This is a genomic window from Gordonia sp. C13 (assembly GCF_023218005.1).
Lineage (GTDB): Bacteria > Actinomycetota > Actinomycetes > Mycobacteriales > Mycobacteriaceae > Gordonia > Gordonia namibiensis.
The window spans coordinates 65,575-89,398 of record NZ_JALPSY010000018.1; the positions used below are offsets into that span (position 1 = coordinate 65,575).

At 67.9% G+C, this 23,824-nt stretch carries 23 protein-coding genes; 10 read left to right on the plus strand and 13 right to left on the minus strand.

The genetic code is table 11. From position 1 onward, the window contains the following. Nucleotides 1–23 precede the first annotated feature (23 nt). The 5 genes from M1L58_RS14920 to M1L58_RS14940 all read left to right on the plus strand — a co-directional run bounded on the left by M1L58_RS14920 (nucleotide 24) and on the right by M1L58_RS14940 (nucleotide 5,704). Nucleotides 24–1,481 carry an LLM class flavin-dependent oxidoreductase gene (locus M1L58_RS14920; protein ID WP_308221820.1) on the plus strand — a complete coding sequence of 486 codons (1,458 nt, stop codon included), beginning with the start codon at nucleotides 24–26 and terminating at the stop codon, nucleotides 1,479–1,481. A gap of 13 nt (nucleotides 1,482–1,494) precedes the next feature. Then, the gene (locus M1L58_RS14925) at nucleotides 1,495–2,568 is read left to right on the plus strand and encodes a methionine ABC transporter ATP-binding protein (RefSeq protein ID WP_248659468.1); all 1,074 of its coding nucleotides are present in this window, start codon (nucleotides 1,495–1,497) and stop codon (nucleotides 2,566–2,568) included. Next, nucleotides 2,565–3,272, plus strand: a complete 708-nt coding sequence (locus tag M1L58_RS14930; protein ID WP_006867469.1) for a methionine ABC transporter permease — start codon at nucleotides 2,565–2,567, stop codon at nucleotides 3,270–3,272. The genes M1L58_RS14925 and M1L58_RS14930 overlap by 4 nt, the downstream gene beginning before the upstream one ends. A gap of 72 nt (nucleotides 3,273–3,344) precedes the next feature. Continuing rightward, a complete protein-coding gene (locus M1L58_RS14935; protein ID WP_248659469.1) occupies nucleotides 3,345–4,283 on the plus strand; it encodes a MetQ/NlpA family ABC transporter substrate-binding protein in 939 nt (312 codons plus the stop codon). 89 nt (nucleotides 4,284–4,372) lie between these two features. Then, a complete protein-coding gene (locus tag M1L58_RS14940) occupies nucleotides 4,373–5,704 on the plus strand; it encodes a YibE/F family protein (RefSeq protein ID WP_248659470.1) in 1,332 nt (443 codons plus the stop codon). Between the two features lie 27 nt (nucleotides 5,705–5,731). Here M1L58_RS14940 and M1L58_RS14945 read toward each other — a convergent pair whose 3' ends face one another. From M1L58_RS14945 to M1L58_RS14955, 3 genes are all read right to left on the minus strand, one after another. Further along, a complete protein-coding gene (locus M1L58_RS14945) occupies nucleotides 5,732–6,577 on the minus strand; it encodes a hypothetical protein (RefSeq protein WP_248659490.1) in 846 nt (281 codons plus the stop codon). A gap of 149 nt (nucleotides 6,578–6,726) precedes the next feature. Further along, nucleotides 6,727–7,644, minus strand: coding sequence for a hypothetical protein (locus M1L58_RS14950; protein WP_248659471.1), 918 nt, complete (start codon nucleotides 7,642–7,644; stop codon nucleotides 6,727–6,729). After that, a complete protein-coding gene (locus tag M1L58_RS14955; protein ID WP_374112730.1) occupies nucleotides 7,644–9,245 on the minus strand; it encodes a protein kinase domain-containing protein in 1,602 nt (533 codons plus the stop codon). The genes M1L58_RS14950 and M1L58_RS14955 overlap by 1 nt, the downstream gene beginning before the upstream one ends. Before the next feature lie 101 nt (nucleotides 9,246–9,346). Between M1L58_RS14955 and M1L58_RS14960 the strand changes: the two genes are divergently transcribed. Next, nucleotides 9,347–10,555, plus strand: a complete 1,209-nt coding sequence (locus M1L58_RS14960; protein ID WP_248659473.1) for a TerD family protein — start codon at nucleotides 9,347–9,349, stop codon at nucleotides 10,553–10,555. Nucleotides 10,556–10,625: 70 nt separating this feature from the next. Here the strand turns inward: M1L58_RS14960 and M1L58_RS14965 are convergent, their stop codons facing one another. From M1L58_RS14965 to M1L58_RS14980, 4 genes are all read right to left on the minus strand, one after another. After that, a complete protein-coding gene (locus M1L58_RS14965; protein WP_248659474.1) occupies nucleotides 10,626–11,870 on the minus strand; it encodes an SfnB family sulfur acquisition oxidoreductase in 1,245 nt (414 codons plus the stop codon). After that, nucleotides 11,867–12,979: a dimethylsulfone monooxygenase SfnG gene (gene sfnG / locus M1L58_RS14970; RefSeq protein WP_006867461.1), complete on the minus strand. Its 1,113-nt coding sequence runs from the start codon at nucleotides 12,977–12,979 to the stop codon at nucleotides 11,867–11,869. Before sfnG ends, M1L58_RS14965 begins: the two co-directional genes overlap by 4 nt. Before the next feature lie 58 nt (nucleotides 12,980–13,037). After that, on the minus strand, nucleotides 13,038–14,216 hold the full coding sequence (locus tag M1L58_RS14975) for an LLM class flavin-dependent oxidoreductase (RefSeq protein ID WP_006867460.1): 1,179 nt from the start codon (nucleotides 14,214–14,216) through the stop codon (nucleotides 13,038–13,040). Between the two features lie 339 nt (nucleotides 14,217–14,555). After that, nucleotides 14,556–15,215, minus strand: coding sequence for a TetR family transcriptional regulator (locus tag M1L58_RS14980; protein ID WP_006867459.1), 660 nt, complete (start codon nucleotides 15,213–15,215; stop codon nucleotides 14,556–14,558). Between the two features lie 159 nt (nucleotides 15,216–15,374). On the opposite strand from M1L58_RS14980, the gene M1L58_RS14985 reads away from it, so the two are divergent. From M1L58_RS14985 to M1L58_RS15000, 4 genes are all read left to right on the plus strand, one after another. Next, nucleotides 15,375–16,499 carry a ferredoxin reductase gene (locus tag M1L58_RS14985; RefSeq protein ID WP_248659475.1) on the plus strand — a complete coding sequence of 375 codons (1,125 nt, stop codon included), beginning with the start codon at nucleotides 15,375–15,377 and terminating at the stop codon, nucleotides 16,497–16,499. Nucleotides 16,500–16,557: 58 nt separating this feature from the next. Further along, entirely contained in the window at nucleotides 16,558–17,772 is a 1,215-nt protein-coding gene (locus M1L58_RS14990; RefSeq protein ID WP_248659476.1) for a fatty acid desaturase family protein, read from the plus strand. A 127-nt stretch (nucleotides 17,773–17,899) separates the two neighbouring features. Continuing rightward, on the plus strand, nucleotides 17,900–18,397 hold the full coding sequence (locus M1L58_RS14995; RefSeq protein WP_127963472.1) for a hypothetical protein: 498 nt from the start codon (nucleotides 17,900–17,902) through the stop codon (nucleotides 18,395–18,397). Between the two features lie 104 nt (nucleotides 18,398–18,501). Then, complete coding sequence (locus tag M1L58_RS15000; protein WP_248659477.1) at nucleotides 18,502–19,002, plus strand: DUF4395 domain-containing protein; 501 nt, start codon at nucleotides 18,502–18,504, stop codon at nucleotides 19,000–19,002. Nucleotides 19,003–19,122: 120 nt separating this feature from the next. On the opposite strand, the gene M1L58_RS15005 is transcribed toward M1L58_RS15000, so the two are convergent. From M1L58_RS15005 to M1L58_RS15030, 6 genes are all read right to left on the minus strand, one after another. Further along, nucleotides 19,123–19,296 (minus strand): hypothetical protein, encoded by a 174-nt coding sequence (locus tag M1L58_RS15005; protein ID WP_006867454.1) that lies wholly within the window; start codon nucleotides 19,294–19,296, stop codon nucleotides 19,123–19,125. 27 nt (nucleotides 19,297–19,323) lie between these two features. Continuing rightward, complete coding sequence (locus M1L58_RS15010; protein ID WP_248659478.1) at nucleotides 19,324–20,271, minus strand: Ppx/GppA phosphatase family protein; 948 nt, start codon at nucleotides 20,269–20,271, stop codon at nucleotides 19,324–19,326. Further along, nucleotides 20,268–20,798, minus strand: coding sequence for a DUF501 domain-containing protein (locus M1L58_RS15015; protein WP_248659479.1), 531 nt, complete (start codon nucleotides 20,796–20,798; stop codon nucleotides 20,268–20,270). Before M1L58_RS15015 ends, M1L58_RS15010 begins: the two co-directional genes overlap by 4 nt. Before the next feature lie 11 nt (nucleotides 20,799–20,809). Beyond that, nucleotides 20,810–21,508, minus strand: coding sequence for a septum formation initiator family protein (locus M1L58_RS15020; RefSeq protein WP_248659480.1), 699 nt, complete (start codon nucleotides 21,506–21,508; stop codon nucleotides 20,810–20,812). 12 nt (nucleotides 21,509–21,520) lie between these two features. After that, nucleotides 21,521–22,804, minus strand: coding sequence for a phosphopyruvate hydratase (eno, locus tag M1L58_RS15025; RefSeq protein WP_006867450.1), 1,284 nt, complete (start codon nucleotides 22,802–22,804; stop codon nucleotides 21,521–21,523). Between the two features lie 126 nt (nucleotides 22,805–22,930). Further along, nucleotides 22,931–23,701, minus strand: coding sequence for a lytic transglycosylase domain-containing protein (locus M1L58_RS15030; protein WP_006867449.1), 771 nt, complete (start codon nucleotides 23,699–23,701; stop codon nucleotides 22,931–22,933). Nucleotides 23,702–23,824 lie beyond the last annotated feature (123 nt).

A 23,824-nucleotide genomic window follows, 5' to 3' on the forward strand; every position in this document is an offset into this window, starting at 1 on the left:
TGTCTGAACAGAACCAGCCTGCCGTGACCCCCGACAGCGGCGCGCGCTCCACCCGAAAGATCCGCTTCAACGCCTTCGACATGAATTGCGTTGCGCACCAGTCCCCAGGCCTGTGGCGCCATCCGAGCGACCGCTCGTGGAACTACAACACCATCGACTACTGGGTCGATCTCGCCCGCCTGTTGGAGACCGGCGGCTTCGACGGCCTGTTCATCGCCGACGTCCTCGGGACCTACGATGTCCTGTCCGGCACCGATGAAGCCGCGATCCGCGAGGGCGCCCAGATCCCCGTCAACGACCCGCTTCTGCTGGTCTCGGCGATGGCGCACGCGACCAAGAACCTCGGATTCGGCGTCACCACCGCGACCGGTTTCGAGCATCCCTATCCGTTCGCGCGCCGCATGTCGACGCTCGACCACCTCACCCGGGGCCGTGTCGGCTGGAACGTCGTGACCGGCTACCTGCCGTCGGGTGCGCGCAACATGGGCGACGACGACCAGCTCGCGCACGACGACCGCTACGACCACGCCGACGAGTACCTGACCGTGCTCTACAAGCTCTGGGAGGGTTCTTGGGAGCGGGACGCGGTCCGGCGCGACCGCGAGGCGGGCATCTTCGCCGACTCGGCCAAGGTCCACCACATCGGACACGAGGGCAAGCACTTCAAGGTCCCGGGCATTCATCTGTCCGAGCCGTCGCCGCAGGGCTCGCCGGTCATCTACCAGGCCGGTGCCTCTCCTCGCGGGCGCCGCTTCGCGGCAGAGAACGCCGAGGCCATCTTCGTCGCCGCGCCGACCAAGGCCATCCTGCGCGACGTCGTGAGCAAGATCCGCGAGGAACTCGTCCTCGCCGGGCGCGACGCCTACGACGCCAAGATCTACACGCTGCTCACCATCATCACCGACTCGACGCCCGAGGCGGCGCGCGCGAAAGCCGCCGAGTACCAGTCCTATGCGAGCGAAGAGGGCGCACTGGTGTTCATGTCCGGATGGATGGGCATCGACCTCGCGAGCTACAACATCGACGAGCCGATCGGCAACGTGGAGAGCAACGCCATCCAGTCGGCGGTCGCCGCGTTCCAGCAGGCCTCGGAGAGCGGCGAGGAATGGCGTGTCCGCGACATCGCGGCCTGGGGCGGCATCGGCGGCATGGGACCCGTCCTGATCGGCTCTGGCGACGAGGTCGCCGAACAGTTGCAGGACTGGGTCGCCGAGACCGACGTGGACGGCTTCAACGTCGCCTACGCCGTCACCCCGGGTTCCTTCGAGGACATCGTCACCCACGTGATCCCCGCGCTCGAGCGCCGCGGCGTCTACGACCGTGAATACGTCCCGGGCACGTTGCGGCACAAGCTCTTCGGTCGTGGCGACCACCTGCCCGAGAACCACCGCGGTTCGACCTACCGGGTCGGCGGCGTGAACTCCACGATCGACGACTCGATCCGTGAGCGCAACCGCCTCGCCGCCGCCGGAACGAAGTGATCGGGACCGCACGATGATCGAAGTCGTTGGACTCACCAAGGTTTTCGGGGTCGGATCGCCGAACCCGACCACTGTTCTCGACGAAGTGGAGTTCACCGTCGACTCCGGCGAGATCTTCGCCGTCGTCGGACCGTCCGGCGCAGGCAAGAGCACGCTCGCGCGCTGCCTCAACCTCCTGGAACGCCCCACTTCGGGCAAGGTCGTCGTCAACGGTGAGGACCTCACCGCCCTCGGCACCTCTGGACTGCGCGACGCCCGCCGCCGGATCGGCACGGTCTTCCAGTCGGCGAGCCTCCTCTCGCGACGGACCGCCGCCCAGAACGTTGCCCTTCCGCTGGAGTATCTGGGGGCGACAAAGGTGTCCACCCGGTCACGGGTCGCCGACCTACTCGACCTGGTGGGCCTGGCCGACAAGGCCGATCTGTACCCGCATCAGCTCTCCGGCGGCCAGCGTCAACGTGTGGGCATCGCACGTGCTCTGGCGCTGAAGCCGTCGGTGCTGCTGTCCGACGAGGCCACCTCCGGACTCGACCCGGCCGCCACCGACACCTTCCTCCGGCTGTTGACCGAGGTCCGGGACGAGTTGGGCCTCGCGGTCGTCTTCATCACGCACGAGATGGACACCATCGTGCGCGTCGCCGACACCGTCGGTCGACTCGACCACGGCCGGATCGTCGAACACGGACGTCTCGAAGAGCTCGTGCTGGACCCGAATTCCGTTCTCGGACGGGCTCTCCGGCCCCGTGGCCCCAGCGCGTCCGCGACCGGCGACCAGACCGCGATCAACGTCGTCTACAACTCGACGACCGTGCCGGCCGACTGGCTCACCCGCCTCGGCGGGAGCCTGGGCATCCCGATCTCGGTCCTCGGAGCCAACGTCCAGACCATCGACGGCACCGCCTTCGGCGATCTCACCGTCTCCGTCCCTGCCGGCCATGCGTCTGCATTCGTCGGTGCGGCAAGCGAACTCGGACTCGCCGCGCGCGTCGGAGAAGCACCTGAACCGGACACCGATCCCGTCGGCGGTCTCGAGCACCGGGCCGACGGCGACGCGCTCGAGAAGAAAAAGGCGGAGGTGGCAGCATGAGCACGATCAACCTGGCGGCCATCACCGTGCCGCTCGACGAGATCCCCGATCTGCTGTGGCCGGCGTTCATCGACACCGTCCTCATGGTCAGCATCGTGATGGTCGTCGTCCTCGTCGTCGGCGTCCCGCTCGGCGCGCTGGTCCACAACCTCGCGCCCGGTGGGCTTTTCGAAAACCGGGCGCTACACACGCCGCTGTCGTGGGTCATCAGCATCGGCCGCTCGCTGCCGTTCCTGGTGCTGATGACGGCGATCATCCCGTTCACCCGCCTCGTCACGGGCACCAACATCGGCATCGCCGCGGCAGTCGTCCCGATGTCGATCGCCGGTATCGCCTTCTTCACCCGCATCGTGGAGAACTCGCTGCGGTCGGTGCCGGCGTCCACCATCGACGTCGCCCGGGCCTCAGGTGGCTCGAACGCCCAGATCATCTGGAAGGCACAGGTTCCCGAGGCGCTGCCGAGCATCGTGGGCGGCCTGACCATCAACACCATCGCGATGATCGAGTACTCGACCATCGCCGGCACGATCGGCGCCGGCGGCCTCGGCTACGTGGCGGTCACCTACGGCTACCAGCGATTTGACCAGGGCGTGATGGTCGCGACGATCATCGTCCTCGTGATCACGGTCGCGCTCATCCAGCTGGCCGGCGACGCGCTCGCACGCAGCCTCAACCCGGTGACCTCCAAGCGCGTCAACCACTGACCCGGGGCTCCCCCGGGTCACCGCACGTACACCCCTCGCATCACCTTCACCACACACTTGAAAGGTCCAACCATGTCTCAAGACACCGGTTCCGCCACGGGCGTGTCGGGCACATCGTCCGAAACACCGCCTCCCGCAGGCAACTCCGACATCGAGATCTCCAAGCGGCGGCGCTGGCCGCTGATCGCCGGCGCCCTGGTCGTCGTCGCCGTACTCGCCGGTGTGCTCGGCTGGCGTTTCCTCGGCTCGGATGAGGCCTCCCCCAACGAGACCCCGGGCGCGACGCTGACCGTGGTCACCGCCGAGGGCAACGCCGCCGAGCAGGCCCTCGTCGAGTTCATCGCCGAGGAGGTCGCACCGAAGTACGACATCAAGGTCGCGTTCAAGGGCCTCGCCGACTCGACGACCCTGAACCGCGCGGTCAGTGACGGCGAGGTCGCCGGCACCATCTACCAGCACAAGCTGTGGCTGTCGCAGGTTCTCGAGGCCAACCCTGACTTCAAGGAAGTCGCCGCCACCCCCGTCTTCCGTTGGGGCTTCGGCATCTGGTCGGACAAGTACAAGACCCCCCAGGATCTCCCGCAGAACGCAAAGGTCTCGCTCTACTCCGATCCCGCGAACGAGGCCCAGGGTCTCTGGCTGCTGGAGCGCGCCGGCCTGATCACCCTCAAGCCCGGCATCGACAAGTGGAAGGCGACCCAGAAGGACATCGCCACCAACCCGCGCAACCTGCAGTTCGTGCTGCTCGACTTCGCCGCGCAGTCACGGTCGCTGGCCGACCTCGATGCCACTGTCGGCTACACCGAGTACTACCTGGCCGCGGACATCCCGATCGAGAAGCAGATCTACGCTCCCCCGGCCCCCGACGAGTTCGCCGGACAGCTGACCATCGGCACCGAGTGGGAGAACACCGACAACATCAAAAACCTCGTCGCCGCGTTCAAGGATCCCGCTGTGCAGGAGTTCCTGGCCACCGATCCGCAGGTGAAGAACATCCTCCTGCCGCTGTAGGTCACGATCTGTGACGCGTTTCCAGGCACCACCGCCGGGCGCCCGGGTCGCATTCCGCGATCCGGGCGCTTCCGCATAGGCTCACCGGCGTGGAGCGCAAACATCATGGTCACCCGCACTCGCTGACCGACATCTCCCACACGCTGTCCCCGTTCGCCCGGTGGCTGGTCATCGGGACACTGGCGGTCACCGCGGTGGCCGTGGCCATCGGCATGGTCGTCCTGTGGCCGTCGGATTCCGAGCATCCGGTGCCCACCCAGTTCCGGTCGGCCGACGGCGGGTCGATCCAGACGGTCAACGGCGAGGTCGTCGACCAGTTCCGCGCCAACTGCCTGAACCCGGCGGCGGGCTCGGTCCTCGAGACCGCCGACATCCCCGTCAACCCGGTCGCCGGCGGTCCCTGCATCCTCAACGCGGTGCGCTTCGACTCCGGCGAGGTCGAGGGCCGGTACACGGTGTTGGAGATCCCGACCAAGGGCGCGCAGTCCGGCGCCGAACCGGGCCCCGCGGGCGCGCCCGTACCGGGATCGCTCGCCGAACCCCAGGCCGGTCAGCCCACGCTGCACGTCGGCGACGCGATCCGACTGTCCACGGTCCCCGGCCCGGAGGGCAACCGGTACACGTTCTTCGACTTCCAGCGGGGTACCGCCACGATCATCTGGGCGATCCTGTTCATCGCAGCGATCGTGCTCGTCGCGGCATGGCGCGGCTTCCGGTCGATCATCGGCCTCGCGTTCGCCTTCTTCGTCCTCGGTGGGTTCACCCTGCCGGCCATCCTCGACGGTTCGTCCCCGGTCGCCGTCGCGGTGGTGTCGTCGGCGGTGATCCTGTTCGTCGTGCTCTACCTCGCGCACGGCGTCAGCCTCCGCACGAGTTCAGCCCTGCTGGGCACGCTGACCTCGCTGGTGATGGCCGGCCTGCTGAGCTGGCTCGCGATCGAGACGATGAACCTGACCGGCCTGTCCGGCGACCAGACCACCAACCTGCAGGTCTACCAGGGCAACATCTCGGTCAGCGGCCTTCTGCTGGCCGGGTTCATCATCGGAACGCTCGGCGTGCTCAACGACGTGACCATCACGCAGGCGTCAGCGGCCTTCGAGTTGGCCGCCGCCGGTGAACCCACCCGTCTCGCGACGTTCAAGGCCGCGATGCGCGTCGGCCGCGACCACATCGCGAGCACCGTCTACACACTGGTCTTCGCCTACGCCGGCAGCGCCCTGCCGCTCATGTTGCTCTTCTCGGTGGCCCAGCAACCGCTCGGCGGTCTGCTCACCACCGACGTGGTGGCCGTCGAACTGGCCCGATCTTTCGTCGGCGGCATCGCGATCGCCCTGTCGGTTCCGCTGACCACGGCGATCGCCGCAGCCCTGTGCCGGCCCGCGGGCGCACCGTCAGCCGCGCCCGCACCCGCGGTGAGCTGAGCCCGGGTTCCCATTCCCCGGGTCGGGTCAGCACCGCCCCTTGGGCAGCTCGGCCAGGTTCTTGCCGAGCCAGTTGCCCAATCGGGTGAGCATCTTGGTGCCGTCGGTGAACGATCCGCTCTGCGGGATCGCCGCCATCGACACCGCGACCTGGCCGTCGACCGTGCTGATGATGCCGAGCTGACGCACCAGGTGGCCGCCGGATTTCGACGTGGCCGGTCCCCAGCCGCCCTTGACTGCGGTCACCGCTCCCTTGTTCCGGCCGACCTTGGCGATGCCCCACTGCTGATTCGGGGCGACGTCACTCATGAGGCGGATGATGTTCTCGCTATCGGGAAGACACGGCAGGTGCGCACCGAACAGCGCTTGATCACGCAGCGCCCACGAGGTGTAACCCGGGAACGACGCCGGAGTGTCGACCTCCGACGAGACGTGGGTCCGGGTGTCGTGCCCTTCGCGGAGCACCGCGGTCACGGCGTCGACGGAGGCGTGACCACCGCCGAGCGCACCCCACAGCTCACCCGCGGCGTCGTTGTCGGAGAAGGTGATCGCCTTGCTCTCCATCACCGCGACGGCCGGCCCCCGCTTGCGTTGGGCCGCCAGCGAGACCGGCACCTTCATCGTCGACCACGCCCGCCCCGCCTTGAGCGATCCCAGCGAGATGACCTGGTCGCCGCCGATCGGCGCGATCGCGACGCCGAGCTGTCCGGGCAGCGACTTCTTCATCGACTTCTGGAGTGCGGCGTAGCTCTTGGCCAGCTTCTTCTCGACGGGCTCCGGCGGGGTGAACCAGGACGCAAACGGTTCGGGCAGCGGCGGGAGCGCTGGGAGCGGGACCGCGTTCGCGCTCCCGGTTCCGACGACGACGGACATCATCAAGGCTCCGATGACCAACGCGAACCGAGTCACAACTTTCACAATATTCTCCTGAGTCACTTTAGAAACAGAAGACTACTGCGACCGTTGGACGGGTGACCAGCTCGTATACCCAATCGGGACCTTGTCGCGACCGGGAACCGTCGTCAGGCGGCGCAGCGGCCGCGCGGCAGCCGGGTCATGTTGGCGTCGAGCCAGCCGGCCACCGCATCCAGTGCCGCGATCCCCGCGGTCATCGATCCGCCGACCGCGCTCATCGACACCGCGGTCCGCTGACCGTCGCGGTAGGTGAACAGGCCGATCTGTCGCACGAGGTAACCCTCCGACATCCCCGGGCCCCAGCCGCCCTTCACGGCGGTGGCCCGAGGCGCCTGCATGACCTCGACACCCCATTGCTGGTTTCTGCCGACCTCCCCCATCAGGGTGACCACCGACCGCGCACCGTCGAGGCATGGGAGGTGTGCGGTGAAGGTCGCGGCGTCGGGCAGTGCCCAGATCGTCTGCCCGAAGATCGTGTACCCCGGCCGGCGTGGCGTCGCGGGGACGACCGTGGTGGTGTCACCACCGTCCCGCAGAACAGCGGTGACCGCGTCGGCTGCCGCCTGGCCGCCGCCCAGCGAGGACCACAGCGCCTCGGCGGAGCCGTTGTCGGAGTTGATGATCGCTGCAGAGGCGGCGGGGATCGGCCCGTTCTGACGTTCGGCGGCGACCGCAAGCGGCACCTTGATGGTCGACCACGCAACCCGAGGGGTGGTGTCCCCCAGGGTCAGCGCGGGGACCGCATCGCCACCTACCGGCGCGACCGCGATGCCGACGGTCAGCCCGGTCGACGATGCGACTTTCCGGAAGCTCGCGGCGAGCGCGCCGTACGACGCAGAACCCGACGGCGCCCCGGGAGCCCCGACGGAGGTCGACGGTGTCTGCGGCACCGACGGCGTGGAGGTCACGGTCACGGTGACAGGGCTGATCGGAGCCGGATCGGCGGGGGTCGTGCACCCGGCGGCGACGGCCACGACACAACCGAGGGCGATCGCCACGAACTTCATCCGCTGTGGAGTCGTCATCAGTAGATGTGCACCACCGCGTCGTTCCCGCCGCGGCACGTGACGATCGCACCCTCGGGAACGCAGCTCATCGCATACGACTGACCGGTGACCGGACTCGCCGCGGTCACCACCCGCGGGGACCGGTCCTGTCCCGCGCGGAAGTATGCGTCGCGGACCGCGAAGGCGAACGGACAGCTGGTCACCGACGTCCCCACTCCGACCGTCCCGTCGCATGGCGCGGATCCCGGCGGCGGCGCCGCCGGAGCGCGGGGCCCCTGGGGTGCGTTCTCGACGGTCGGCGGGGCGACCGTCTCGGTGACGGTCGGGGTGTTCGGCTCGGCGGCCTGCTCCGAACTGCCGCCACCCGAGTCGGCGAGCAGGATGCCGACGACGACAGCGATGCCCACCAGAACGATCGCGATCAGCCCGAGGAGGATCGGTATGGCGGCCGAACGCCGGCGCCTCGGTTGCGGATAAGGCGGATAACCGGGCGGTGGCCCGTAGGCCGGATACTGCTGGGGTCCCGAATACTGCTGGGGTCCCGAATACTGCTGGGGCCCTGAATACTGCTGGGGCCCTGGATAATACGGCGGAGCCGCGATCTGCTGCGACTCGCCGAAGGTCTGCGGACCGGACATCTGCCGGGTTCCGGGGGCGTTCTCGGGACCGGTCGTCTGGCGCACCTGGGTCGGTTCGTGGGCCGAGTCGGCGGGAGCGATGACGGTGTGGGGCGCCTTGATGATGCTGGTCGCCGGGTCAGCGGGCGCCTTCTCGAGCGAGACACCGGTCAGTGCTGCACGGGCGGCCGCCGCCAGTTCCCGCGCCGACCGGTAGCGCTCGGACGGGTCGGCGGCGAGGCCCTTGCGGATGACCGCGTCCATCGCCGGAGGGACTTCGGCGTTGACCGAACTGGGCGCGGGTGGAGGCGACAGCACCGCCGCCTTGATCGCGGCACTCACGGTCTTCGCCGGATGGGGCACCTGGCCGGTGAGGCATTCGAACAGCACACAGGTGAGCCCGTAGATGTCGGTCCCGGGGCCCGGTGATGCCGCGTCGAACAACTCGGGCGCCATGTACGCGATCGAGCCGACAGCGGTACCGGTCTGGGTGAGATGGGTGTCGTCGGCGCCATGGGCGATTCCGAAGTCGACGAGATAGGCGAAGTCGTTGGCGTCGACGAGGATGTTCTCCGGCTTGATGTCCCGGTGTGTCAGCCCGTCGGCGTGCGCGGCGTCGAGCGCTGCCGCCACCTGCTCGACGATCGAGACCGCGCGCGCCGGTTCCAGTCTCGTCTCGCGGGTGAGCAGTGCACGGAGGTCTTCACCGTTGACCAGGCGCATGTCGATGAAGAGCACGCCGTCGATCTCGCCCCAGTCGTGGATGGGGATGACATGCGGTTCGCCGAGACGTGCGGCGGCATGCGACTCCCGGCGGAATCGCTCCTGGTACATGGCGTCGTCGGCGAGACCCGGATTGAGCAGCTTTACCGCGACGACGCGTTCCTTGGTGGTGTCGTAGGCGCGATAGACCTCACCCATGCCGCCCCGGCCGAGCAACGCGTCGAGACGATATGGCCCGAACTGCGTACCGACCCGGCTTCCTGTCATGACCAGCAGCATAAGCAGACCGACTTACACTTCTCTGTCGCCTGGTCGATCGCATCTGTCGCCCGGACGATTGCGTTCGGAGGCCGTCGGAGCCGGTGACTACCCTGAGCACCATGCCCTCGCTGACCAAAGGCCAGAACGGACCGCTGCCGACCTCCCAGATCGTCGTCACCGTCGACCTCGCGACCGCCGCGGACGTGTCGGCTCTGCTGGTGACCGACCGCGGCGTCGTCCGCAGTGACAACGACTTCGTGTTCTACAACCAGCCCACCGGCCCCGGTGTCTCGCTGCAGCAGTCACCCAACGGCCCTGCGCGCTTGCACATCTCGACCAACCAGATCCCGGCGGACATCGACTCCGTCCGTGCCGTCATCACACTCGACGACCCGAGCTCGACCTTCGGCCGGTTCGCGCCGCCGGTCGCGCGCGTCACCGATGCCGGGGGCCGCGAACTCTACGACTACACCGTCACCGGCCTCACCTCCGAGTCGGTCGTCATCGCCCTCGAGATCTACCGCCGCAATCTGGACTGGAAGGTGCGCGCCGTCGGGCAGGGTTATGCCGGCGGCTTCGCCGACCTCGTCCGCGATCACGGTGTCAGCGTCGACGACGAGCCCACCCCCGCGCCTGTCCAGGCCGCGCCGACATACGCACCGCCGGCCACTCCCCCGCCGGCCCCGCCCGCTCCGACTCCCCCGCCGGCACCCACACCGCCGCCGGCTCCGCCCCGGGCACCGGAGATCAGCCTGAGCAAGGACCGCCCGGTCAGTCTGACCAAGGGTCAGAAGGTCACGCTCCGCAAGGAGGGCGGGGTCCGCCTCACCAACATCCGGATGGGCCTCGGCTGGGACCCGGTGACCCGCCGGTTCGGACGGTCGAGCGCCATCGACCTCGACGCGTCGGTGCTGATGTTCTCCGGGGGCCGGTGCGTCGAGACGGTCTACTACGGCCACCTCACGAGCGACGACCGGTCGATCATGCACTCCGGCGACAACCTCACCGGCGAGGGCGAAGGCGACGACGAGGTCATCAACGTTGCGCTGCAATCGGTTCCGGCGCACATCGACGCCCTGATGTTCATCGTGACGTCGTATCGCGGGCAAACCTTCGAAGAGATCGACAACGCCTTCTGCCGGCTCGTCGACAACACGACCTCGGCCGAGCTGGCGCGCTACACCCTCAAGGGCGGCATGCCGTTCACTGCGGTCGCGATGGCCGTCATCAGCCGCGAGGGCGGCGAGTGGAGGCTGCGCGCGATCGGCGACGGCTTCAACGCCAAGACCCCGAAGAAGGCACTGCCCCACGTGGGCAGGTACCTGTAGGACGCACATCGCGTTGCGTTCGGCCCCGGGAGCCGGGATCGAACGCAACGCGATTGGCATACAGGAGGATTCAGATCACGCCGTGCAGCGGCGGGTCCTCTCCACGGAGAAGCCAGCGACCGATGTGCTGGTACTTCCATCGAACCGGATCGTGCAGTGTGTGGGTCCGCGCATCGCGCCAATAGCGGTCGAGCCTGGTTCCGGCTGCGGCGCTGCGGGTTCCGCTCACCTCGAACAGTGCCGACGCCACCGGCGTCGCGACCCGGTCGGCCACGGCCTTGGCACGCGCCACCGCGATCGACGCCTCGGCGACGAGCTTACGAGGCGAACCGGCGGAACCGGCCACGGCCTCGTCGACCCTGCGACCGGCCGCGGCGAGCATCGCCTCGGCGGTCGCGACGTCGACCTCGAGTTCGCCGAAACGCTGGACCACCAGCGGATCGTCGACGGCACGGTCGACGCCCGCCTCGAACCACGGACGGGCCTTGGTGCGCACGAACTCGACTGCCTCGGTCAGCGCGCCGCGGGCGATGCCGACGTCGATCGCGACGTGCAGCAACTGTGCGTAAGCACCGTAGGCGGTGGGTGCCGACGTCGCCGATGCCCGGGCCACGAGGTCGTTTGCGGTCACCTCGACACCGGAGAACCGGACGGTTCCCGAGCCGGTCGTCCGCTGCCCCACGGCATCCCAGTCGTCGACGATCTCGACGCCCGCCGAGTCCGCCGGGATGAACGCCACGTACTCGCCGGGTGCGAGGTCGCCGGCAGGCGCTTCGAGCTTCGCCAGGACGGCGAGAGTGTGCGCGAACAGCGAACCCGTGCAGTAGAACTTCTCACCGTCTAGGACGAACCGGCTGGCGTCGCCGTCGACCGGGGTCAACCGGGTCGAGATGTCGGCGATGGTCTTGCCGCCGCGCTCCGACTGGGCGTTGGCCACCCGGCCGCCGGCCAGGACGTCGGTGAAGATGCGTTCGGCCAACGCTTCTCCCGCGGAGAGGCGTACCAGGTTGAGGTAGACGAAGTGGCTGTGCGGGATCTGCGCGATGCTCGGGTCTGCGGCGGCGAGGATCGAGACGACCTCGGCGAGCACGCTCGGCGCAACGTCGAGTCCACCGAACCGTGCGGGCACGGTCAGAGCGAGAAGTCCCGACTCCGAGAGGCGGTCGATCTCCGCGTGCGGCAACCGCCGATCGCGGTCGCGCTCGGCGGCACCGGTCGCGAACGCCGCGGCCAGCTCCCGTGCCACGGACAGGGCTTCGGCGGTCGACCCGATCCGGCTCGCCGAGTCGGGTCGGACCTGACTGACAGCGGTCACAGCACTGCTGCGGGTGTCTGCGATGCCTCGAGTTCGCGCACGAGCGGGAGCACCTTCTCGCCGAAGTACTCGATCTCCTCCTGGAAGTGCAGGAAGCCACCGAGGATGAGGTCGACGCCGAGGCGCTTGTAGGCCACGATGCGCTCGGCGATCTGCTCCGGCGTGCCGATCAGCTGCGTCTTGAAGCCGTCGTTGTACTGGACGAGATCCTCGAACTTCGAGTCCGCCCACATGCCCTTCTTGTCACCGGTCGAATTGCCGGCCTGCTGCACGGCATCTCGGAATCCTTCCACCGCAGGACGATTCGCCTTCTCGACGATCTCGCGCAGGGTGTCGCGGGCTTCCTTCTCGGTGTCACGGGCGATGATGAAGCCGTTCAGGCCGAACTTCACCGAACGGTTGTGCGCCTGGGCGACGGCACGCAGGTCGTCGATCTGCTCGGTCACGCCGTCGAAGTCCTTGCCGTTGGAGAAGTACCAGTCGGCGAAGCGGCCGCCGTTGTTGCGCGCTGCGGTCGAGTTGCCGCCCTGGAAGAGCTCCGGGTTCGGACGCTCGGGGGTGTTGAGCGGCTTCGGCTTCAGGGTGAAGTCGTGGATGCGGTAGAAGTCGCCACGGTAGTCGACGTTGTCCTCGGTCCAGATCTTGCGAATGACCTCGAGGAACTCGCCGCTGCGGCGGTAGCGCTCGTCGTGCTCGAGCCAGGGCTCACCGAGGTGGGTGAACTCGTCCTTGAACCAGCCGCTGACCACGTTGATGGCGAAACGACCCTTGGACAGGTGGTCGGCGGTGGCGCCGAGCTTGGCGAGGACCGCCGGGTGCCACAGGCCGGGGTGCACCGCGGCGATGACCTTCAGCCGCTGCGTCGCGAGGAGCAGTGCCAGGCTGAAACTCGTCGACTCGTGCTGGTATTCGGCGCCGTAGCTGGCTTCGTAACGGACCTGCGAGAGCGCGTACTCGAAGCCGTTGTTCTCGGCGGTCTGGGCGAGCTTGATGTTGTAGTCGTAGCCCCAGTCGGTGCGCTGCTCGATGGTGCTGGTGACCAGGCCGCCGCTGACGTTGGGCACCCAGTAGGCGAACTTGATCTCGTCCGCGATGGAGTCGGTGGACATGGTGTTACCTCCGGAGGTGGGTTCTCAGGTGGAGAGTGGATCGGTCAGGACGGTGCGATCACGACGAGGCGGCCTGGAGCCGGGGCAGGAACGCGGTGCGAACCTCTTCGCTCGGACGCGCATCGGCCGCGTCGAGCAGGCCGCGGCGGGCGAGAGCCGGTCGGACGCCCTCACCGAAGTGGTAGGCCTCCTCGAGGTGCGGGTAGCCGGACAGGATGAAGTGGTCGAGACCGAGGGCTGCGTACTCACCGATGAGTTCCGCGACCTCGTCGTAGGAGCCGACGAGTGCGGTGCCGGCACCGCCGCGCACCAGACCGACGCCGGACCAGACGCCCGGGTGGATCTCCAGCGAGCGTGGGTCGGGCGAAACCTCGAAAGCGGCTCCGCGGCCGTGCAATTCGGACATACGGCGCTGGCCCTCGGACTCCGACTGGGCGAGGTTCCGCTGCGCGGCGGCGACCTGTTCGGGATCAAGGTTGTTGAGGAGACGTTCGGCCTCGGCCCAGGCCTGCTCAGAGGTTTCGCGGGCGATCACGTGGAACCGGATGCCGTGGTCGAGGGTCCGGCCCTGGGCTGCGGCGAGTCCGTTGATCCAGGCGATCTTCTGGGCGACGGCCTCGGGACGCTCCCCCCAGGTGAGGTAGGTGTCGGCGTACTTGGCGGCCACGTCACCCGCGGCAGGCGACGACCCACCGAAGAAGACCGGCGGGGTCGGGGTGGGGCGGCGACCGAGGAGGGCGTTCTCCACGCGCAGGTGCTTGCCGACGAAGTCGACGGGCTCGTCCTGGGTCCACAGGCGGCGGATGATCTCCAAGTATTCGCCGCAGCGCTCGTAGCGGGCGTTCTTGGCCAGGAAGTCGCCGAAGGCACGCTGTTCGCTCGACTCGCCGCCGGTGACGACGTTGATCAGCAGGCGGCCCTCCGAATGCCACTGGAAGGTCGCCGACATCTGCGCTGCGAGCAGCGGCGAGATGAGGCCGGGACGGAAGGCGATCAGGAACTTGAGGCTCTCGGTCGAGTCGATGAGTGCCGCGGTGGTCAGCCACGCGTCCTCACACCAGAGTCCGGCCGGGGTCAGGACGGCTTCGAAGCCGTTGACCTCGGCTGCGCCCGCGAGCTGCTTGAGGTAACGAAGGTCGGCCGGCCGGTCCCCGTTCATCTGGCTGCCGTGCCCGCCCGCGATCAGATTGCGGGAGTCACCGTAGGTGGGCAGGAACCAGTGGAAATGCAGAGACACCGCGAGGGCACCTTTCGTCGTAGAGCGTCGGGGGTGGAGCGGCAGGCGTGACCGGCAGCTGGGACCGAAGACCCGCGCTGCGACACACATGTCGAGTCCAAGTGTTGGACACCGGTTGGACGCGAGGCCACAATTGAAATCTGCGTGACGCCAAGTGGACAACGGTCCGCCCTGTTCTGTAGAGGCAGCGTCTTCGCAGGTCAGAGGCGCGTTCGGGGACGGGAGCCCGTCGACTGACCACACCCGCCACCGACGAAGTCCGCCAGCAGGTCCCGAATACCGAAACAGCGCCCCACTCTTCGGAGGGGTCCGGTCAGGTCATGTCACCGGAGGTGGGCTTCACTCCGACGGTCGCCACTGCCCCATCCCGAGGAACACCATCACCAGTTGCCGTTCGGTGCGCTCGACGATCTGCTTCTCGGCGCCGCGTCCGCGGTACTCGCCGTCGAGCAGATCGGCCACGGCGGTCAGCATGATCGTGACGATGAGTTCGGCGGCGATCTCGAGGTCTTCCGGCTGCCACGGGGCGAGGTCGGGGATCCGGGCGAGGTCGATCGTCAGTTCCTTGGCGAAGAGCCGGAGTTCGGTGTCGATGGCGCGGCGGATCTCCGCGATACCGCCGTGCTGCTCGCGGATCAGGAAGCGGAACTGCGATTCGTTCTCGCGAACGTGACGCAAGAGGATGTCGAGTGAGTTCTTCGCGGTCGGCATCGCCTGACGTGCGGCGAGATCACGCCGCCCTTCGCGCAGAGCTCGACGCAGGACCCGCATCGAGTCCTCGACGACGGTGACCCCGAGATCCTCCATCGAGGCGAAGTGCCGGTAGAAGGCCGTGGGCACGATGCCCGCACCGCGGGCCACCTCGCGCAGGCTGATGCTGCCGAAGCTGCGGTCGCCGACGAGGGACCTCGTGGCGTCGAGGAGCGCCTGGCGCGTCTGGTTCTTCTTGTCCGCACGCGTCTGCGCATCGCGCTGGTCCGAACTCCGCGTGCGTGTCACACAGCCGAGTGTATTCGCCGCGACCTCCTACCCCGGCCTCGACCTCCCGATGATCGTGACGGCCATCACAGGAATCTCCGCTTGACGGGTACAGGCGTCAACATGTCACACTCGTTTGTGTACACCTGTACACCGACATTACGTGAACGGAGCCCATCCATGAGCATCCGCACCTCCCAGAACCCGACCCCGGGCACCGCAGCCGGCAGCCCCGGCCGCTGGAACCGCCTGGTCGGCTCGATCGTCGAGGCGGCACTGTCCCCGCATCCGGTCGACCGTTATCTCGAACTGCTCGATCCGATGCTCACCTGGCGCGACCTGCGCGGCGAGATCGTCCGGGTCGAGCATCCGACACCCCGCACAGTGCGTCTCACCATCCGTCCGACACGTCAGTGGCGCGGCCATCAAGCTGGACAGTTCGTGCAGGTCAGCGTCGTGATCGACGGCGTCCGGCACACCCGGTGCTTCTCGCCGGCCAATGCCGCCGCCGGCCCGGACGGCGACATCGAACTCACCATCACCGCCAACGACGACGGCCTCGTCTCCAAGCACCTGGCCGCCGAGGCCCGGACCGGCGATGTGGTCGGCCTGTCCCAGGCCGACGGCGAGTTCGCTCTGCCGGAGACCGACCCGACCTCGGCCGTCTTCATCAGCGGCGGCAGCGGAGTTACACCTGTGCTCTCAATGTTGAGGACACTCGTGGCCCGAGACTACGCCGGACCGATCACCTTCGTGCACTATGCGCGCACGGCGTCGGAGGTCGCGTACCGCGCCGAGCTCGCCGCCCTGGCGGCCGAGCATCCCAACCTCGATCTCCGGATGCACCACACCCGCGAGGAAGACAACGGCCACTTCACCGTCGCGCACCTCGACGACATCCCCGGCCTGGCCGACGCCGATGTGTTCGTCTGCGGGCCCCGGCCCCTGATGAATGCCGTCGCCGAGGCGCATGCCGAACTCGGCATCTCGCAGCCGTTGCACAGCGAGGCGTTCACCCTGGCCGCACCGACGGTCGTCGACCCCGATTCGGTCGAGGGCGAACTGACGTTCTCACGGTCGGGTGCAACGGCGACCAACGACGGTCGTCCGATCCTCGACCAGGCCGAGGCCGCCGGGCTCACCCCGGAATCCGGTTGCCGCATGGGGATCTGCTTCTCCTGCACCGCCGTGAAGAAGTCGGGCTGCACCCGAAGCGTGCTCACCGGCGAGACCGACACCGAGTCCGACACCCAGATCCAGCTGTGCATCAACGCCCCGGTCGGTTCCGTCGACATCGAGATCTGACGGTCGGCCACCTCGCCGACCTCCACCCATTCCACTCCTACCCAGCAGGAGGCACACCATGACCATCGACATCGCCCAGGACACCCGTCCCGCACCCACCGAGAACCTGCCGGCCGTCGTCGAGGCCGAGAACGTCACCGCCGAGAACACCGACCCCAACACCGTCGTCCTGTCCTATGAACAGGTCGAGGCGCTGGGACGCGACCTGGACGAGCTTCGCTCGCGGATCGTCGCCGACCTCGGTCAGAAGGACCGCGACTACCTGTACTCGGTCATCCGCGCCCAGCGCGGGTTCGAGATCGGCGGCCGCGCACTCATGTACCTCGGGTTCTTCCCGCCGGCCTGGATCGCCGCCGTCGGCGCACTCTCCGTGTCGAAGATCCTCGACAACATGGAGATCGGCCACAACGTGATGCACGGCCAGTACGACTGGATGCGCGAGGACACCTACAACTCCCGCGAATTCGAGTGGGACACCGTGTGTCCGGCCGACCAGTGGAAGCACAGCCACAACTACCTGCACCACACGTTCACCAACATCCTCGGCGAGGACCGCGACATCGGTTACGGCATCCTGCGGATGGCGCGCGACCAGAAGTGGAATCCCTACTACCTGGGCAACCTCGGCTACGCGACCGCCCTCATGCTCCTCTTCGAGTGGGGCGTCATGCTCCACGACCTGGAGGCGGAGAACGTGATCCAGGGCAAGCGCAAGTGGAGCGACATCAAGGGCCTGGTGAAGGGCATGTGGCGCAAGGCAGGTCGACAGGTCCTCAAGGACTACGTCGTCTTCCCGGCGCTGACCGGCCCGCTGTTCGTCCCGACCCTCATCGGCAACGCCACCGCCAACCTGGTGCGCAACGTGTGGACCTACTCGATCATCTTCTGCGGCCACTTCCCCACCGGTGCACAGACTTTCACCCCGGAGGAGTGCCAGAACGAGACCCGCGGCCAGTGGTACCTGCGCCAGATGCTCGGCTCGGCCAACATCACCGGCAGCCCGCTGTTCCACATCATGAGCGGCAACCTGTCGCACCAGATCGAACACCATCTGTTCCCGGACATCCCGGCAAGCCGCTACCCGACGATGTCCGCCGAGGTGCAGGAGATCTGCGAGCGCTACGGCCTGCCGTACAACACCGGCTCGCTCAGCCACCAGCTGGCGTCGACCTGGAAGAAGATCGCGAAGTTGTCGCTGCCGAACTGGATGACCCGCGACGATGACGACCTCACCGTCATCGTCGAACGCGAGAAGCCTGCGTCGGCCGCCTGACCTGCGCATTTGAGAACCGTTTGACCGACTGGTCCCGGGGGTAACCTCGGGACCAGTCGCGTTTCACAGGCGCGCACGGACAGGCACACGCCGGGGGCAAAACCCTTAAGAACCCAGGGGGTCACAGATGGTCGACAGCATCGAACGGAACAAGGACCTGATGCAGGAGCTGATCGAGTCCACGGCAACCCACGTGGGTCGCATCGCCACCATCATCACCGGCGCCGTCGCCGGGGTGACCCGCGAGATCGGCGAGATCGTCACCGACGGGTTCGAGATGCGGGAGGCCGCACGCAAGGCCAAGGCCGACCTCGCCCAGGACCGTGAGTGGGGGATCATCGACGCCGAGTTCGCCTACGCAGAGACGATCAACGACGCCGACCTGTCCGAACCGTTTTCCGAGTCCGAGCAGGCACGAAAAGTCACAGGAGTGGACATGGACGAGATCCCCGATCGCATCGACGTCGGTGAGCAGGCCGGCATCGACCAGGAGGGAGAGGTCTCCCGGGAGGCCGAACTCCCCAACGACGGCGGCGTGACCGACCAGGACGAGCCCGACGTCGACGACCCGCGGGAGATCGCCGCGGAGGAGCCCCGGATCGCACCTGACACCGATCACTTGTGAGACGACGCTCACCCTCTTGAGATCTGGGTGGATAGAACCTTTGCCAAACGACGGACGCACCCGTAGCTTGGTCCTGGTTTTCCTAGTTCATGGAGGTTCTGTCGATGTCGGTGCGTGAGGTTCTCACCTTTCCCAACCCCGTGAACGACTACGCGGCCCGCACGACCGCCGGCCTGGTCGTCGTGCTGGCCGTCATCGCGGTCGCGGTCGACAACCCGACCCTCTACGGCATCCTCGCTCTCGGCTTCGCGCTACGCGTGGCGTCTGGCCCGACCCTCTCCCCCTTCGGACAGCTCTCGGTGAAGTTCATCGTCCCTAAGGTCGTCCGCAAGGAGAAGCTGGTCCCCGGACCTCCGAAGCGCTTCGCCCAGACCATCGGCCTGGTGGTCAGCGGTACGGCGTTCGTGCTGAGCCTCTTCGGTTTCGGCTTGGCCGCGCAGATCACCACCGGCGTCCTGATCCTCGCCGCGACGCTCGAGTCGGTCTTCGGATTCTGCCTGGGCTGCACCATCTTCGGCTTCCTGCAGCGCGCGGGCATCATCCCCGAGTCGGTGTGCGAGGCCTGCAACAACATCTCGCTGCGCAACCCCGCAGCCGCGGCCTAGCCGCAAACCCACCCTTTATCGCCAGATCCACCACCCGCTCGGGTGGTGGATCTGGCGAAAAGTGGTGGGTTTCCGCTGCTCCCTGAGGAGCCCGGAGCGTGCGGAGGGCGTCTCGAAGGGTCAGTCGGATTTCACCGCGCGGTCGGGCACGGTCATCGCCATCATCATGATCTCGGTCTCGCTGTAGTCCCGGCCGGGATGTTCGGCCGCGAGGTGGGCCTGGACCTTGGGGACGAAGTCGTCTTCGAGGGCGGTGATGGACTCGCCACAGGGGCAACGCAGGTTGTATGCCATGCGTCACATCCTATCGGGACCGGTCCGTCAGTCCAGGATGCCGAGTGCGATCCCGTCGAGGATGTCGTGCTCGCTGACGACGAGTTCGGTGATGCCCGCCCGTTCGGCCAGCACCTTCGCCAGTTCGAGCGTGACCAGCGATCCCCCGCCGATGACATCGACGCGACCGGGGTGCATCGGCCCCAGCGCAGCACGGTCGGCGCGGGTCATGTGCACGAGATCCCAGCACACGCGGTCGAGGTCGGCCAGCGAGATACGGGAGAGGTGGATCTTCTCCGAGTCGTACTCGGTCAATCCGGCGCCGAGCGCGGCAAGCGTCGTCATCGTCCCGGCGACACCGACCCACGTTCGTGCGGGCTCGACGGGCACCCGCGCGAAGGCCTCGGCCAGTCGTTCGGCGGCGAACGCCTGGGCGGCGGCGATCTCCTCGGTTGTCGGCGGATCGGATGGCAGGGTGCGTTCGGTCAGACGCACGCACCCGATGTCCGCCGAGTACGCGGCGTGGACGCCATCGGTGTCGCCGAGCACCACCTCGGTCGAACCGCCCCCGAGGTCGGTGACCACGAAAGGCCCACTGGCGGGGTCCAATTCGCCGACGGCTCCGCGGAAGGACAGTCGCGCTTCCTCATCGCCCGAGATGACCTCGGCGATGGCGCCGTCGGAGACGCAGCTCAGCAGGTCGGCGGTCATCGCGAAGAATTCGTCGCGATTCGACGCATCGCGTGTCGCCGACGTCGCGACCATCCTGACCTTCTCGACGCCGAGCGATTCCATCGTCGTGACGTAGTCGGCGAGCGCGACCCGGGTGCGTTCGATCGATTCCGGGGCGAACTGTCCGGTCGCGTCGACGCCGTAACCCAGTCGTACGACGCGCATCTCGCGATGCAGGTCGACGAGGCGGCCGTCGTCACCGGCCCGGGCCACGAGGAGACGGATCGAGTTGGTTCCGCAGTCGACGGCGCCGACGATCGTCACGCGTCGTCTCCGGCGGTCTCCGTCGGCGGCAGTGTGTCGGGCCAGTCGGCCGGGATCGCGGTGCCCCGCAGGCCGTTTGCGGCAGCCAGTGCCACCGCCTCGTCGCCGAACGGGTTGAGACCCGGCCCCTTGGCGAGCGAGTGCGCGATCAGCACGTGCAGGCACTTCACCCGGTCGGGCATGCCGCCGCCGGTGAAGTCGGTGCCCAACGACTCGATGGCGTCGCGCTCGGCGAGGTAGTCCTCGTGCGCACGACGATAGGCGGCCGCGAGCTCCGGATCGGACGACAACCGCGCGGTCATCCCCCGCATGACGCCCGCCGATTCCTGACGGCTGGCCTCGGCGGTGAGCCGCGGATCGGTCAGGTAGTACAGCGTCGGGAACGGCGTGCCGTCGGGCAACCGCGGCGCGGTCTTGACGACGGCCGGCTGGCCGTCCGGTGTGCGATAGCTGATCTCGATGACGCCCCGCGGCTCGCGTCCCAGCTGCGCTGCGACGGTGGCGAGGTCTTCTTCTGACACGCTCACGGTCTCTGGCCTCACTGCGCGGCGGGCGGAGTCGACAGGGTGTCCCAAAGGTTGCCGTACCAGGGTGCGCGGGCGCGCTCCTCGGCACGTTCAGCGGCCTCACGGCGGGCCTGGCCGGCGGGGAACAACATCACGAGCGGGATCTCTCCTGGCTTGACGAACTGCAGACGCGTCCGCGCCTGAGCCTCGATGTAGGCGGGGTCGTTCTGCTCGTTGACTTTCTGCTGGTAGTCGGCGACCTCGCGCCGCAGCTGTTCGTTCGACGCGGTCAGCTGCCGGAACTCCGACCGCTGACTGAAGTACGTCCGCAGCGGCATCGCCAGCGTCAGGGCGACGACGCAGACCACGACGACCGTGATGACGAGTGTCGCCACGGTGCCCGGGGTCATCTCGAAGCGTCGCAGACGAGCACTCAGTCCGGACCGCATCCCGTTCCGGGACGCGGTCGCCCGGGAGCGACGCACCCGCTCGGCCGACGGTGCGGCGGTGTCGGTCGCGGACGCCTTGGCTTCGGCTGCGGTGTCCGCAGTGGCGTCGCCGATCAGCTCCTGTTCACCGGTCTCGACGACCGAGACCGGCGCGACAGGCCGAGCCGGACGTCCGGACCGATCGTGCCGTCGCGTGCGACGGGCGTCGCGTGCGCGCGGATCGGCCTTCCGATCACGCGCACGCTGACGCCCGTCACCGCGGTGACGTCGCTCCGAACCCATGAAGACAGCTAATCACGAACCAAACGAGAAACGCGGGAAGGCGAGGTCCCCCGCGTAGCGTGCCGCATCTCCGAGACCCTCTTCGATGCGCAGCAGCTGGTTGTACTTGGCGACACGCTCGGAACGAGCGGGCGCACCGGTCTTGATCTGACCGCAGCTGCAGGCGACGGCGAGGTCGGCGATGGTGGTGTCCTCGGTCTCACCGGACCGGTGGCTCATCATCGACTTGTAGCCGTTGTTGTGCGCGAGGGCCACAGCGTCGAGGGTCTCGGTCAGCGTGCCGATCTGGTTCACCTTGACCAGCAGCGCGTTGGCGATGCCCTTCGAGATGCCCTCTTCGAGGCGCTCGGGGTTGGTGACGAACAGGTCGTCGCCGACGAGCTGCACCTTGTCGCCGATCGACTCGGTCAGCTTGGCCCAACCGGTCCAGTCGTCCTCGGACAGGCCGTCCTCGATCGACACGATCGGGTAGTCGCTGATGAGCTTCTCGTAGAACGACACCATGGCGTCGGCGTCGAACTCCTTGCCCTCGAGCTTGTAGACGCCGTTGGAGTAGAACTCGGTCGACGCGGCGTCGAGCGCGATGACGACGTCACGGCCGAAGTTGTAGCCGGCCTTGCCGACGGCCTCGCCGATCACGGCGATGGCGGCCTCGGTGTTCGGCAGGTCGGGGGCGAAGCCGCCCTCATCGCCGAGCGCCGTGTTCAGGCCCTGCTTGTGCAGCACCGACTTCAGCGCGTGGTAGACCTCGGCGCCGCAGCGGAGGGCTTCCTTGAAGGTGGGAGCACCGACCGGAGCGATCATGAACTCCTGGAAGTCGATGCCGTTGTCCGCGTGCTCACCGCCGTTGATGATGTTCATCATCGGGACCGGCAGGATGTGGGCGTTGGGGCCGCCGATGTAACGGAACAGGGGCAGACCGGCCGACTCGGCCGCGCCCTTGGCCACCGCGAGCGACACACCGAGCAGCGCGTTGGCGCCGATGCGGCTCTTGTCGGGGGTGCCGTCGCAGTCCAGCAGTGCCTGGTCGACGAGACGCTGTTCCTCGGCCTCGATGCCGATCACCGCGGGTGCCAGCTCGCCGAGGACGCCCTCGACGGCCTTGGTGACGCCCTTGCCCAGGTACCGCTCGCCGCCGTCACGGAGCTCGACGGCCTCGTGTTCGCCGGTGGAAGCGCCCGACGGAACGGCGGCGCGGGTGAAGGTGCCGTCGTCCAGGACGACCTCGACCTCGACCGTCGGGTTTCCCCGCGAATCGAGAATCTCGCGCGCACCTACCTGCTCGATGATTGCCACGGCTGAACCCCAATCTCGGTGGACGTGCCGGCTGTGATGCCGGTCGGTAGGTCAAAGAGTAGTGGCTGCATCCACGGTCCACGAGACAAGGTCTCGTGGTACGGCTGCAGCCGCCCGGCCCCGGGCTCAGAAACGGACGTTGATCGAGTAGGCATTGGCGTGATCGCGCACGTCGAGGACATAGGCCATCGAGTTGTTGTACGTGCGGACCGCCTTCTCCCAGCCCTCGGCGACGGTCATGTCGTTGCCCGACGAGACGCACAGGTAGCGGGCGGCGGACAGCGCCGCGTCGTCGATGTTGTCCGGGTCGGGGACGCCGTCGCCGTTGGCGTCCACGCCGTAGCGCTTCCACGTCTCCGGGATGAACTGGAAGGGGCCCATCGCGCGATCGTGGGTGGGGTCACCGTCGAGGCTGCCCCCGTCGGTGTCGCGGATCTCCATGTTGCCCTTGGTGCCGTCGAGCTGCGCGCCGCGGATCGGCGGGCTCACGTCGCCGTTCTCGGCCACGCTCGAGCCCCGGTAGCGCCCGTGCTTGCTCTCGACGCCCGCGATGCCGGCCAGTGTCGTCCACGCGATGCCGCATTCGGGGTGCTGCTGCCGCTGGATCTCCGCGGCGTTGCCGTAGGCCTGCAGGGACACGATGGGGATGCCGGTCGACTCCGAGATGGGTTCGGCCCACGCGTGCATCTTGTCGGCGGTGCGGCCGGGCGCGTTGATGTCGATGTAGGGCTGCGGCACACCCGCGCCGGGCGGGATGCCCTCGGGGATGTCGGGCCTGTTCAGCGACGGGAGATCGATGCACGCGGAGAGCAACACCGATGAGGCGATCGCCACCCCGCCCGCGACCAGCCCGTTCCTCCACGAGCGACGGTTCCGCCCCCGGCCCAACACACGCATTCCCCGTTCCACTCCTGTCTCGGATCTCCCGGCGAGCCGACGCCCGTCCGAGCGACCACGATCGCACATGTCGCCGCATGCTCTCCTCCGCAACACACAGCGACCCGGTCACAGGGGACAACT